The organism is Campylobacter sp. US53, assembly GCF_004378995.1.
Classification (GTDB): domain Bacteria; phylum Campylobacterota; class Campylobacteria; order Campylobacterales; family Campylobacteraceae; genus Campylobacter_D; species Campylobacter_D jejuni.
The window spans coordinates 12,347-25,325 of record NZ_RYYH01000006.1 but is presented as its reverse complement, the minus strand read 5'-3'; the positions used below and the strand labels follow the sequence as shown (position 1 = coordinate 25,325).

The window sequence follows — 12,979 nt, the reverse complement described above, 5'->3', positions numbered from 1 at the left end:
AAGGAAATTTTATAAAATCACGCATTATGAACAAAGAAGATTTTATTATCAAAGCTTTTTTAAATGAAAAAAATGGCGATGATGGAGCTATTATCGATGATTGGTGTTTTGGTAAGGATTTGTTTTTTGAAAATGTGCATTTTAAAAGAGAGTGGTTTAGCTTAGAGCAAATCGCTACAAAAGCAATGCTTGTTAATATCTCAGATGCCATTGTGATGAATGCTGTACCAAAATACGCACTTTTAGGACTTGCTTTACCAAAAAATTTAAGCGAAAATGAGATCAAAGCCTTGCAAAAAGGTTTTTTAAAAACAGCTAGGAAATTTAATATAAAAATCATAGGCGGCGATACTATAAGTAACGATAAAATAGACATTAGCCTTACTATCATTTCAAAGATTAACGATAAAGCTGTCTTTAGAAAAGGTTTAAAAAAAGGACATTTACTTGCTTATACAGGAAAGCTAGGACAGAGTTTAAAAGGACTTGAAATTTTGCAAAATGGGGGTACTTTAAAACCAAACCATGTATTTATAAAGCCAAAATTAAGAGCTAGTTTTTTTTATGAAATCGCACCTTTAATTTCTTGTGCTATGGATATTTCAGATGGTTTAAGCAAAGATTTATCAAGACTTTTAGCTTTAAATAAATGCGGTATTTCTTGGTTTAAAAAACTTGATGATTATACGCTTTATAGTGGAGAAGAATATGAAATTTTGTTTGCTTTTGATGAAAAAGAACGGCAAAATATAGAAACAATAGCCAAAAAACACGGCGTGAAATTAAATATCTTTGGAAAAGCAGTGAAAGGAAAATATGAATTTAGCGGAAGAGAACACCATTTTTAAACCTTTGTATAGTTTAAAACACAGTCCTATTAATGCGTATTTTAGTAAAAATAGCGATGATTTTGTAGTACGTGAAAGACCTTTGTATGAATTTAGCGGTAAGGGTGAGCATCTTATTTTGCATATCAATAAAAAAGATTTAACCACAAATGAAGCTTTAAAAATTTTAAGCGAAGTAAGCGGGGTTAAAATAAGAGATTTTGGTTATGCAGGGCTTAAAGACAAGCAAGGATCAACCTTTCAATACCTTTCTATGCCTAAAAAATTTGAGAGTTTTTTATCAAATTTTTCTCATCCTAAACTTAAAATTTTAGAAATTTTTACCCACGAAAACAAGCTAAGAATAGGCCATTTAAAAGGAAATTCTTTTTTCATACGCTTAAAAAAAGTTTTACCAAGCGATGCTTTAAAACTAGAACAAGCTTTGATGAATTTGGATAAACAAGGTTTTGCAAATTATTTTGGCTATCAGCGTTTTGGAAAATTTGGGGATAATTATAAAGAAGGGCTTGAAATTTTGCGTGGCAAAAAAATGAAAAATGTAAAAATGAAAGAGTTTTTAATCTCAGCTTTTCAAAGTGAGCTTTTTAATCGCTATTTGAGTAAAAGAGTGGAGTTATCACATTTTGCAAATGATTTTAGCGAAAAAGAATTGATTCAAATTTATAAAATTTCTAAAGAAGAAGCTAAAGAGCTTAAAAAACAAGAGCAATTTTTTAAGCTTTTAAAAGGCGAGGTTTTAGGGCATTATCCTTTTGGAAAGTGTTTTTTATGCGAGGATTTGAGTGCTGAGCTTGAGCGTTTTAGAGCAAGAGACATTAGTGCTATGGGACTTTTAATCGGTGCTAAGGCTTATGAAGCAGGAGAAGGTTTGGCCTTAAATTTAGAAAATGAAATTTTTAAAGATACTTTGGAGTTTAAGGCTAAAATGCAAGGTTCAAGACGCTTTATGTGGGGATATTTAGAAGAGTTAAAATGGCGTTATGATGAAGAAAAAGCTCATTTTTGCATGGAGTTTTTCTTACAAAAAGGCTCTTATGCCACTGTGGTTTTAGAAGAAATTTTGCATAATACAATCTTTAGTTAACTGCATATTCTGTTATGTTTTTTGTACTATGACACCAAGGTCTACAATCCATTTTTGAAATGGCACAATATCTGCAGAATGGTAAAGGTTTGGATATAAAGTTTAATATTTCATCATAACTTGTAATTTTTTTAAGTTCAAGATAATCCCTATTAGAAATTTGCAAATTTTGCTTAAAGTAGCTATTAAAATATTTGATATTTGCTACTATAGGACATGGATATACTATACCATCCTTTATTTGTATTCTTATATTAGCTCTGTGACAAATTGTAAAATTATCAAATGGATCGCTATCGCCTTTTAAATTTAAAGCTGTTTTAAAACTGGTTTTTTCTATGTTTTCATCATTGAAAAAAGATAGTGTTATGTTGTATTCTTTGCATTTTTGTTTAATATTTTCCCAGTCAATTTTCAAGGGATATTTTGTAGGTCTTAGGATGATATTATTTTCTTTTAAAGCTTTCCAGAAAGAATTATCTTGTTTTGGGAGTAAAATTCCATTAGTAATTAACCAAATCGAGTTATTATTAAAATATTTCCTTAAAATATAAAAATATTCTTTACAATCTTTATTCATCAAAGGCTCCCCTCCTGCTAAATAAAACTGTTCTACCATTCCTTCGGTAATGTGAAATATTTTTTGCACATCTTTTTCAAATTGATTTAATTCATAATAGCCTTTTTTAGCTATCTGAGAGAAATTATCGCAACTAAAACAATTTAAATTACAGTGTTCTGCTAAATGAAAACTAATACCGTGTAAAAAAGGTCTAGGAGTAATTTTTTTAATTTTTTCTGTTATACCCCCCCCCAGTCGTCATATTGTTTAATAAAATATTATTTATTTTTTCTAGTTCTGTAATTCTAGATTGCAATTCTAAAATATGCTTATATTTCTTTTTAATTTGTAGTTTTTTTACTAGTGATAATAGCCATTGTTTTAGTTTCATTAATTTTTCCTTTTTAAATTTTGTATGTCAATTAACCAAAATTTAATATATCCACCCTTATACCAATTCTTACTAGCCTTAATAAATTCTTCTCCTAATTGATAAGAAAAATGATTTTTTATTTTTAAAGCTTCATTATAATCATCATATGAACTTAAAGGAGGTAAAGCTAAATTTGGATTTTTCTTTATTTTAAATTTATAAGCCTTTTGTTCTTGTTTATGTGAAATAACAATACTTAATATTATAAAAGGTAAAGATATAAAACCCAATACACTTTTAGAATTTAAAATCAAAGCTTGTCCTAGTTTATATGAAAGTTGGTTTTGAATTCTTGTTTTGGCTTTTCCGTAGTGATTTTGGAAATTTAGTAAGTTTTCTTTCGCAATTAATAATTGATTTTTATTTTCCAAGGTTGTATTTAAATTATGAATTTGATTAGCTTGTTGTAAGATTATATTATTTTGGGAATTTATTTCTTTATTTTTTTTTAAATTGTGATAATCTAAGTTTTTCTATTTCTTTATTTTTTGAAAATAATTTTTCTTTGTATATATTTAATAAGAATTGTGCATCTGAATTCTTATAGATAGATTCTTTATATTCTAAATCATAATCAAATAATGCAAAATCTTCCTTATAAATCTCTGCTATTATATTGTATGTTTTTTTATTGTAATAATTTGAGAAAATTTCATGTTTGCTGGAATTTGAATGAATTAAATTTCTATCAAAATTTAATTCATTTTTAACTATTTTAAAATCATTATTTATATTTTCTAATTTACCTATAAAATTAACTAAAATATTTTTATTTTCATCTCAGATAAATTTATATTGTGGAGTAAAATGTTGCCAAGATAGAATTTTATCTTTTATATTTTTATTTTTTAAAGCTAAAAAAAATTGTTCAAAAGTATCAAAGTCTTTTAAATTTTCATCTGCCCATATTTTATCTCCATTATTTCCACCACCTTTTTTAAGATAATGAAATGCAGAAACCATCCTGTCAAAAGGATTTCTTACAAAAGCAAAAGAAAAATAACTTTCAAATTTGTTTTTATCTTGATTGATATAGTCTAATGCTCTTACATGTCCAACAAGCCATTTGTCTGTTTCAAAAACGACTCTTTCTATACTTGTTCCAGCAACTTTTGGTACATGGATAAAGATACAACCATATTTATCGTGATAATCTTTAAACAATATTTTAACTCCATCAAATAAGAATTTTTTTAAAATTTTATTATGCAAAAAACTTTTTTACTCAAATATTTTTATTTTCTACATAAATTTTTTCAAGTATCAATATATCCATTTTCTTTAAGATAGTTTAAGATTATATCTACATTTTCATTAAGCTTAGCTTTGAAATTTTGCAAATGAATTTCAGGATTTTGAGGTTTTTCATAAGGGCTGTCTATACCTGTGAAATTTTTTATTTCTCCATTTCTTGCCTTTTTGTAAAGTCCTTTAGGATCTCTTTTTTCACAGAGTTCTAAAGGTGTATCTACAAAAATTTCTATAAATTCATCTTTTTTTACCAAAGATCTTGCTAAAGCTCTATCGCTTTTAAAGGGTGAGATAAAAGCGCTTAGTATAATCAAACCACTATCAACAAAAAGTTTGCAAAGTTCTGCTATGCGTCTTATGTTTTCCACTCTTGAGTTTTCATCAAAGCCTAAGTCTTTATTTAAACCTATGCGAATATTATCTCCATCAAGCAAATACGTATGAAAACCAAGCTCGTGTAGTTTCTGTTCTAAAGCATTGGCAATGGTTGATTTTCCACTTGCGCTAAGTCCTGTTAGCCAAAGTACGCAAGGTTTTTGATTTTTAAGTTTTGATCTTTGTTCTTTGGTGATATTTGTATTATGCCAAGTAAGATTTTTATCCATAAATATCCTAAAAATTAAAGATTAAAGGTACGCCTATGAGAACTATAGCACTATACATGATAGAAACAATAGCACCTATTTTTATAAAATCTGTCATTTTGTAATCACAAAGCGAGCTAACCATTAAATGAGTTTGGTATCCATGTGGTATCATAAACCCAGCACTAGCCCCATAAGCTACAGCAAAGATGAAAGGCAAAGGATTTACTCCCAAGGCTTGGGCTGTGGCAAAACCTATAGGGAAAGTTAAGGCCGCAGCAGCGTTATTGGTAATAAATTCGGTTAAAAGTAGGGTTAAAAGATAAACTCCTATAAAACTTCCATAAACTCCATAATGTCCAAAAAAACCTGTGATAAGTTGAGCTAAATCTTTGGCAAGTCCGCTATCTACAAGTACTTTAGTAATTGCTAAAGAAGAGCCTACTATGATAAAAATATCAAAAGGAAAACGCCTTTTTATTTCATCAAGCTTGATAAATTTGCAAAGTAGTAAAAAGCCTAAACAAATAAGCAAAGCTTTGGTAAAAGAGATAAAATTTAAAGCCGAAAAAACAATAACACTTAAAAAAGCCATTATGGTTATTAAGCTTTTTTTAGCATCAAGTTTTTCGTTTTGTTTGATATTTGAAAGTAAATAAAAATTTTTAGCCAAATTATCCCTTAGGATAAAATCTTTACCCGCAGCTAAAATCATTCTATCTCCAGCTTGCAAAACACTTTCGCCAATTTTTTTGATATGTACATCTCCTCTTTGTAAAGAAATAATAGCTGCGTCAAATTTAGATCTAAAATTAGCTTCTTTTACACTTTTTCCAATTAAATTAGAAGTTGGAGAAATGATTGCATCGATAAATTTACTTTCTTTTAACTCATAACCATCTGCAAGTTTTAATCCATCAAATTTATTTAGAGTTTCAAGTTGTGAAATATCTCCACTAAATATAAGTGTATCTTTTGCATTTATGATTTCATTATGTGAAACTGGGGTGATGCTTTGGTTGTTTCTTTGAATTTCTACCAAAAATAAAAACTCTAAATTTCTAAGTTTGTTCTCTTCTATGCTTTTACCTATTAAAGAGCTATTTTCCAAGACTTTTAAAGCGATTAAATGTTCTTTTATATTTTTATCTTTATTTTCATAATGAGGCAATAATTTACTAAAAATCATCAAAACCAAAATCATTCCTATGCTTAAAGCTATACCTATATAAAAAAAATCAAACATTTTAAGACTTGGTAGTCCATTTTGCACCACAAAGGAATTGATGATTAAATTTGTAGAAGTTCCCACAAGAGTAATAACACCACCTACTATGGCAAAATAAGAGAGAGGGATTAAAAGCTTTGAAGGAGCTTGAAATTTATTGTTTTTTACTATACCCATAAAGCTTGCTACTACTGCGGTATTGTTTAAAAAGGCTGAAACCGCACAAGTAATTACACCTAATCTCAAAAGAGAAAGATTATAGTTTTTTCCTATGATAAATTTACTTGCCCATTCTATAATGATAGTTTTTTCAACAGCGATAGAAACTAAAAGTAGCAACATGAGTGAAATTAAAGAATCATTTGTATAAGAACTTATCCAAGTTTTAAAATCAAGATAACCTAAAGCGTAGTAAAATCCTGCCAAACTTCCAAATAAAACAGCAGGCTTTATTTTGTTGCGTATGAGCAATATAAGTAGAATTAAAAGCGTGATACCTACTATAATTTTCATATTTTTCTACACCCCCATTCTGGATAGTTTTTTCTTATAAAAGCGTTAAGTTCTATTTCAGCTTGAGTGTAAATTCTTTGGCTTTGCTGTGAATTTAAAATTTTTATTATCATACCTGCAGCCAAAGTTTCATTGCTATATTTATCGATGATAATAAATGATCCTAAGGTTTTATTATCTTTATACTCTTTAAGTGCTAAATTTTTATTTAGTTTTAAAGTACAATTTGCAATATCATTAAGTATTAAATTTGAGGCATTTTCTTCTTTAAAAGTATTGATATCTTTTTTATAGTTAATATTATCAAATTTAACATTGCAAAGATTGTGAGCTCTTTTTATAAGATAATTTTCATTAAGATCTAATTGTTTTTGACTCATCCATATAATCATAGCTTTAAAAGTATTGCTCATTTTAAGATCATGGTTAATAGATGCCAAAATATCGCCTCTAGAAATATCGATTTCATCTTCTAAACATAAACTTACGACCATATTAACACAAGCTTCATTTTGACTTGGAATGATTTCATTTTCATCTAAAGTTCTTAAATCTTTAATATCATTTGTAATGATACTTTTAATTTTAGATTTTTGCATAGAAGGCAAGACTATAACTTCATCTTGTAATTTTACATAACCACTTGCTATATTTCCGCAAAAACTACGAAAATTTAAATGTGGGCGATTAACATACTGCACAGGCATGATAAAATCATCCCGAATGATTTTATTTATTTTAATTTCATCTAAAAGTGCAAGTAGAGTTTCGCCTTTATACCAAGATAAATTTCTACTTTTTTGAGTGATATTTTCACCATTTAAAGCACAAATGGGAATAAAATGTGTTTGGATACCTTCTTGCAAATAAGGGATGATTTTTTCATAATCTTTACAAATATTATTGAAGATTTTTTCTTCGTAAGAAACTAGATCCATTTTGTTAATGGCAATGATAAAATTTTTAATACCAAGTAAGCTCACTATATAAGAATGCCTTTTAGTTTGCTTTAAAACCCCTTTTCTTGCATCAATTAAAATAATAGCAATATCTGCTGTACTTGCTCCTGTTGCCATGTTTCTAGTGTATTGTTCATGCCCTGGTGTATCAGCTATGATAAATTTGCGTTTATTACTGGTAAAAAATCTATAGGCTACATCTATGGTAATGCCTTGTTCTCTTTCGCTTGCAAGTCCATCTACTAAAAGTGCAAAATCAAGTTTATCTCCGGCATTCCCCATTTTTTTACTATCTTTTTCTAAGGTGCTTAATTGATCACTAAAAAGAGCTTTAGTATCATAAAGCAATCTTCCTATAAGAGTGGATTTTCCATCATCAACGCTACCACAAGTGATAAAACGACAAAGTTCTTTATTTTCATGTTCTTTTAGATAATTTTCTACACTTTGCATTAAAAATATCCTTGTTGTTTTTTCTTTTCCATGCTAGCTTCTTCATCGCTATCTATAAGTCTTCCTTGTCTTTCACTGGTTGTAGTTAGAAGTAGTTCTTCTATGATATCTAAAACACTTGTGGCATTTGAATTTATGGCTCCAGTTAGAGGATAGCAACCCAAAGTTCTAAATCTTACCATTTCTTCTTTAGCATTTTTTGCTAAATCTTTTGGCATTCTATCATCATCAACTAAAATTTTTGTTCCCATGTATTCAACTATAGGTCTTTTTTTGGCAAGATAAAGACTTGGTATAGGAATATTTTCAAGGTATATATACTGCCAAATATCAAGTTCAGTCCAATTGCTCAGCGGAAAAACTCTTATGGATTCTCCTTTTTTATGGCGTCCATTATATAAATTCCAAAGTTCTGGGCGCTGATTTTTAGGATCCCAAGTATGATTTTCATCACGGAAGGAATAAATTCTCTCTTTTGCTCGCGATTTTTCCTCATCGCGTCTAGCTCCTCCAAAAACAGCATCAAATTGGTATAAATCAAGCATTTGCTTTAAAGCTTGAGTTTTCATGATATCTGTATGCATATTTGAGCCATGTATGAAAGGGGATATATTTATTTCTTTGCCTTTTGGATTAGTATAAACGATAAGTTCCATACCGAGTTCTTTAGCTCTTTTATCACGAAATTCTATCATTTCTTTAAATTTCCAAGTCGTATCTATATGCACTAAAGGTAAAGGAGGAGTGGCTGGATAAAAAGCTTTTTGTAAAAGATGAAGCATCACTGAACTATCTTTGCCTATGCTATAAAGCATAGCTGGCTTTTCAAATTCAGATATTACTTCACGCATGATGAAAATAGACTCACTTTCAAGTTGTCTTAGATGGGTAAGATTGAAAGTCATTTTAATCCTTTTATCATTCCGCTTTTAAAGCAATCAAAACGCCTTCTATCATTTTTTTGATATCTCCATCAAGGATATTATCCACTTGAGAAAAAGCTTCTCCACTGCGATTATCTTTGATTTGCTGATAAGGAAAAAGCACATAAGAGCGGATTTGATGCCCCCAGCCTATCTCGCTTTTTTCTCCAGCATTAGCACTATCTTGTTGTTTCATGAGTTCAAGTTCATAAAGGCGAGATTTTAGCATTTTAAAAGCGGTAGCTTTGTTTTTGTGCTGACTTCTGTCATTTTGGCATTGTACAACTATACCAGTTGGAAAATGTGTGATTCTTACAGCTGATTCTGTTTTATTAACATGTTGTCCGCCTGCACCACTTGCTCTGTAATAATCTATTCTTATGTCTTTTTCTTCGATTTCAATTTCTATATCATCATCAAGTTCAGGGCTTACCATAACACTTGAAAAGCTTGTATGACGGCGTCCTGCACTATCAAAAGGAGAAGTTCTTACCAAACGATGGATACCATTTTCAGCCTTTAAATAACCATAAGCATTTTCGCCTTTAACCAAAAAGCTCACATCTTTAAGCCCTGCTTCTTCGCCTTCTTGAAAGTCTAGAGTTTCGACTTTAAAACCTTCTCTTTCGCAAAATCTTAAATACATTCTATAAAGTATGCTTGCCCAGTCATTACTTTCCGTTCCGCCCGCACCTGGGTGAATAGAAACAATGGCATTTTTACCATCATTTTCCCCACTTAAAAGCATGGAAATTTCAAGACTTGTGATGGTATCTTCAAGTTTTGGTGCGTCGTTAAATAAAGCTTCAAGCGTTTCTGTATCGTTTTCGCTATTGGCTAGATCGAAAAGTTCGCTTGCGTCATTTAGGGCATTAAAAGCATTTTCATAGTTTTTAAGTAGATTGGTGATTTTGGTTTTTTCTTTGCCTATGATTCCTGCTTGTTTGACATCGCTCCAAAAAGAAGGGGAATTTTCAAGCTCTTCGATTTCTTTAAGCCTTGTTTTGATATTTTCAGGCTTGATGATGGAGGCTATGTTGCCGACTTTGTTTTTTAAAGTTTTTAAAAGTTCGCTAAATTCGTAATTATCCATAAAATTTCTTTGCTATAATTATATTTTTAAAATCAAAAATTATATCAAAAGAAAACTTTAATATAGGAAAAAAATGTCAAAACTTTATCTTATGTCTTTAGGTTGTAATAAAAATTTAGTCGATAGTGAGATCATGCTAGGACGCCTTAGTGCTTATGAACTTTGCGATGAACCAAGCAAAGCCGATGTTTTAATCGTAAATACCTGTGGTTTTATCGACAGTGCAAAAAAAGAAAGCATTAATGCGATTTTGGATTTGCACGAACAAAGAAAAAAAGATTCTCTTTTGGTGGTTACGGGTTGTTTGATGCAGCGTTACCGCGAAGAACTTATGAAAGAACTTCCTGAGGTTGATCTTTTCACAGGTGTGGGTGATTATGAAAGAATCGACAAAATGATACTTAAAAAAACAAATTTATTTTCAAATTCGACTTATTTGCAAAGTGAAAATTCCAAACGCATTATTACAGGTTCAAATTTCCATGCTTTTATAAAAATCGCCGAAGGTTGTAATCAAAAATGCTCTTTTTGTGCTATCCCAAGTTTTAAAGGCAAGTTAAAATCTCGCGAAATAAGTAGCATTATAGCTGAGCTTAAAGATTTGGTAGCTAGAGGTTATAAGGACTTTTCTTTTATTGCACAAGATACGAGTTCTTATTTGTTTGATAAGGGTGAAAAAGATGGGCTTATACGCTTAATCGATGAGGTCGAAAAAATCAAAGGTATAAGAGCGGCTAGAATTTTATATCTTTATCCTACGAGTGCGAGTGAAGCTTTGATCAAACGCATTATAGCTTCTGAAATTTTTGTAAATTATTTTGATATGCCTTTGCAGCACATAAGTGATAATATGCTTAAAATCATGAAGCGTGGGGCAAATAGCACAAGACTTAAAGAAATGCTAAATTTAATGAAAAGTGCGCCAAATAGCTTTTTACGCACGGGTTTTATCGTAGGGCATCCAGGTGAAAGTGAGGCGGATTTTGAAGAGCTTTGTGAGTTTGTTAAAGACTTTGGTTTTGATAGGGTGAGTGTTTTTGCGTATTCTAAGGAAGAAGATACAGCTGCTTTTGATATGGAGCAAGTGCCTTTTAAAGTGATCAATAAAAGACTTAAAATCATAGAAAAAATTGTTGATGAAGTGATAGAAAAAAGTTTTGAAAAAGAAGTAGGGCAAAAGCGTTTAGTAGTTTGCACAGGAGAAAGTAGCGAGGGAGAGTTTTTTATCGCAGCTAAAGATTTAAGATGGGATAGAGAGATTGATGGGGAAATTCTTATCAATGAAAGTGAATGTGGAAATTTAGAAATGGGGCAAATTTATGAATGTGAAATTTTACAAAACCTTGATAAAAAGCTCCTTGCTAAGGCTTTAAGAAAAGTAGATGCAAATTAAAGATGAAATTTTAGCCCTTTTAAAAAGGGGTAAAAATTTACTCGCTTTTTCTTATGGAAGTGATTCTAGTGCGCTTTTTTATCTTTTAATGCAAGAAAAGATCGACTTTGATCTTGTGATGATAAATTATAAAGCTAGAAAAAATAGTGATTTAGAAGAGTTAAAAGCCAAAGAACTTGCTTTGAAATTTCATAAAAAAATTTTCATAAAACAGGCTCCTAAATTTCAAAGTAATTTTGAAAAAAAAGCCAGAGATTTTCGCTATGATTTTTTTGAAAAAATTTGTCTTGAGCAAGATTATGATCATCTTATCTTAGCTCATCATTTAAATGATCAATTTGAATGGTTTTTGATGCAACTTTCTCGTGGCGCAGGTTTGGCTGAAATTTTAGGTATGCAAGAGTGTGAAAAACGCTCAAATTATACACTGTTACGCCCTTTACTCTTTATAAGTAAAGATGAAATTTCATCTTTTTTAAAAGAAAAAGATATTTTTTATTTCCATGATGAAAGCAATGAAAATGAAAAATATTTTAGAAATTATATAAGAAAAAATTTCTCTAATGCCTTTGTGAGCGAATTTCATCAGGGTTTAAAAAGAAGCTTTTCTTATCTTGATGAAGATAGGAAAAAACTTTATGACTTTGAAAATATCAAAGAAGTTCAAGGACTTCTTATTTGCCCTAAAAATGAAAGTTTGATTGCTAGAGCGGTGAAAATGAAAGGTTTACTTTTAAGCACAGCGCAAAGAAAAGAGTTTTTAAAGGGTGATTGTGTTTTAGGTGGTAAAATAGCACTTGTATATAAAAACGAACAAGCTATTGTTTTTGAATATGAAACTTGTCAAAAATTACCTAAAAATTTTAAAGAAGAGTGTAGAATAGCTAAAATTCCAAGACTTTTAAGAGCTTATTTATATAATCACAAAATCGATATTTCAAGCCTTAGCTTTCAGTTTTAAAATTCTTTGATAGCCTAAATGTGTGAGAAAAATCACAAAAAATACTTGCAAAAAAAGTCCTAAAAGTGGCACTGATGAGAGTAGATAAAAACAAAGAGTGCTAAATTTAAACTCTAAAGGCGAAAAATCAGAATGAAAATTTTTAAAACTTTCTTTGTCTAAAATCGTGCTTGTAACATCAATCATTAAAAGTTTGTGAAAGAGATAATAAAAAGCAAGATAATATACAAAAATATTGATAAAAGGTAAAAATAAAGCCAAGGTGCAAAGCAATAAAATCCCTATAAATTTTATAAATATTTTAAAAATTTCAAAGATAGTTTTTAGGGTTGAAACTTCGTTTGTATTATCATAATGGTAATATTTTTGGTTGATTTCTTTAGCGATAAAAGGAGTAAGAAAAGAAGTGATAAAAAGGGCTAAAAAAACCGAAGCAAAAACAACAATAAAACCTGAAAATAAAAAACTTATGATAGTGATTAAAATTTGTACAAAATGAAGGGCATAAAACCACGCCCAAAACGAATCCTCTCCAACGCTAAATAAAGAATTGAAATAATTAAGCAAGGCCGAAAAGCCAAGTACTCCTAAAAAAAGCATCAGCACAAGGCTAAAAATTAAAGGAATTAAGGCAAATTTTAAAAATTTAAGACTTAAAAAATCTTTGATTGCAAGTTTTAAAATATCCAAA

14 protein-coding genes are annotated in these 12,979 nt (G+C 29.7%); 4 read left to right on the top strand and 10 right to left on the bottom strand.

From position 1 onward, the window contains the following. The first annotated feature begins 26 nt into the window (after positions 1-26). Positions 27-848: a thiamine-phosphate kinase gene (locus tag ELQ05_RS05560; protein ID WP_134240000.1), complete on the top strand. Its 822-nt coding sequence runs from the start codon at positions 27-29 to the stop codon at positions 846-848. Beyond that, entirely contained in the window at positions 817-1,935 is a 1,119-nt protein-coding gene (gene truD / locus ELQ05_RS05555; protein WP_134239999.1) for a tRNA pseudouridine(13) synthase TruD, read from the top strand. Before ELQ05_RS05560 ends, truD begins: the two co-directional genes overlap by 32 nt. Here truD and ELQ05_RS05550 read toward each other — a convergent pair. The 9 genes from ELQ05_RS05550 to prfB form a co-directional block, all read right to left on the bottom strand. After that, positions 1,928-2,629, bottom strand: coding sequence for a radical SAM protein (locus ELQ05_RS05550; protein WP_243832737.1), 702 nt, complete (start codon positions 2,627-2,629; stop codon positions 1,928-1,930). The genes truD and ELQ05_RS05550 overlap by 8 nt on opposite strands. A 94-nt stretch (positions 2,630-2,723) precedes the next feature. Next, on the bottom strand, positions 2,724-2,888 hold the full coding sequence (locus ELQ05_RS08270) for a hypothetical protein (RefSeq protein WP_166738668.1): 165 nt from the start codon (positions 2,886-2,888) through the stop codon (positions 2,724-2,726). Continuing rightward, positions 2,888-3,301: a hypothetical protein gene (locus tag ELQ05_RS08405; protein ID WP_243832735.1), complete on the bottom strand. Its 414-nt coding sequence runs from the start codon at positions 3,299-3,301 to the stop codon at positions 2,888-2,890. The genes ELQ05_RS08270 and ELQ05_RS08405 overlap by 1 nt, the downstream gene beginning before the upstream one ends. 409 nt (positions 3,302-3,710) lie before the next feature. Further along, on the bottom strand, positions 3,711-4,094 hold the full coding sequence (locus tag ELQ05_RS08400; protein ID WP_243832734.1) for a sulfotransferase family 2 domain-containing protein: 384 nt from the start codon (positions 4,092-4,094) through the stop codon (positions 3,711-3,713). Between the two features lie 92 nt (positions 4,095-4,186). Next, entirely contained in the window at positions 4,187-4,786 is a 600-nt protein-coding gene (gene cysC, locus ELQ05_RS05540; protein ID WP_052804804.1) for an adenylyl-sulfate kinase, read from the bottom strand. Between the two features lie 7 nt (positions 4,787-4,793). Beyond that, complete coding sequence (locus ELQ05_RS05535) at positions 4,794-6,506, bottom strand: SLC13 family permease (RefSeq protein ID WP_134239997.1); 1,713 nt, start codon at positions 6,504-6,506, stop codon at positions 4,794-4,796. Continuing rightward, on the bottom strand, positions 6,503-7,918 hold the full coding sequence (gene cysN / locus ELQ05_RS05530) for a sulfate adenylyltransferase subunit CysN (protein WP_134239996.1): 1,416 nt from the start codon (positions 7,916-7,918) through the stop codon (positions 6,503-6,505). Before cysN ends, ELQ05_RS05535 begins: the two co-directional genes overlap by 4 nt. Continuing rightward, positions 7,918-8,823, bottom strand: a complete 906-nt coding sequence (cysD, locus tag ELQ05_RS05525; protein ID WP_134239995.1) for a sulfate adenylyltransferase subunit CysD — start codon at positions 8,821-8,823, stop codon at positions 7,918-7,920. The genes cysN and cysD overlap by 1 nt, the downstream gene beginning before the upstream one ends. Before the next feature lie 13 nt (positions 8,824-8,836). Continuing rightward, on the bottom strand, positions 8,837-9,934 hold the full coding sequence (prfB, locus tag ELQ05_RS05520; protein ID WP_134239994.1) for a peptide chain release factor 2: 1,098 nt from the start codon (positions 9,932-9,934) through the stop codon (positions 8,837-8,839). Between the two features lie 73 nt (positions 9,935-10,007). Here prfB and rimO point away from each other — a divergent pair, with 73 nt between their 5' ends. Both rimO and tilS read left to right on the top strand, forming a co-directional pair. Continuing rightward, positions 10,008-11,327, top strand: coding sequence for a 30S ribosomal protein S12 methylthiotransferase RimO (gene rimO / locus ELQ05_RS05515; protein WP_134239993.1), 1,320 nt, complete (start codon positions 10,008-10,010; stop codon positions 11,325-11,327). Continuing rightward, positions 11,317-12,288 (top strand): tRNA lysidine(34) synthetase TilS, encoded by a 972-nt coding sequence (gene tilS / locus ELQ05_RS05510; protein ID WP_088303589.1) that lies wholly within the window; start codon positions 11,317-11,319, stop codon positions 12,286-12,288. The genes rimO and tilS overlap by 11 nt, the downstream gene beginning before the upstream one ends. Here the strand turns inward: tilS and ELQ05_RS05505 are convergent. Beyond that, on the bottom strand, positions 12,265-12,978 hold the full coding sequence (locus ELQ05_RS05505; RefSeq protein ID WP_074471027.1) for an EI24 domain-containing protein: 714 nt from the start codon (positions 12,976-12,978) through the stop codon (positions 12,265-12,267). The genes tilS and ELQ05_RS05505 overlap by 24 nt on opposite strands. Between the last annotated feature and the right edge of the window lies 1 nt (position 12,979).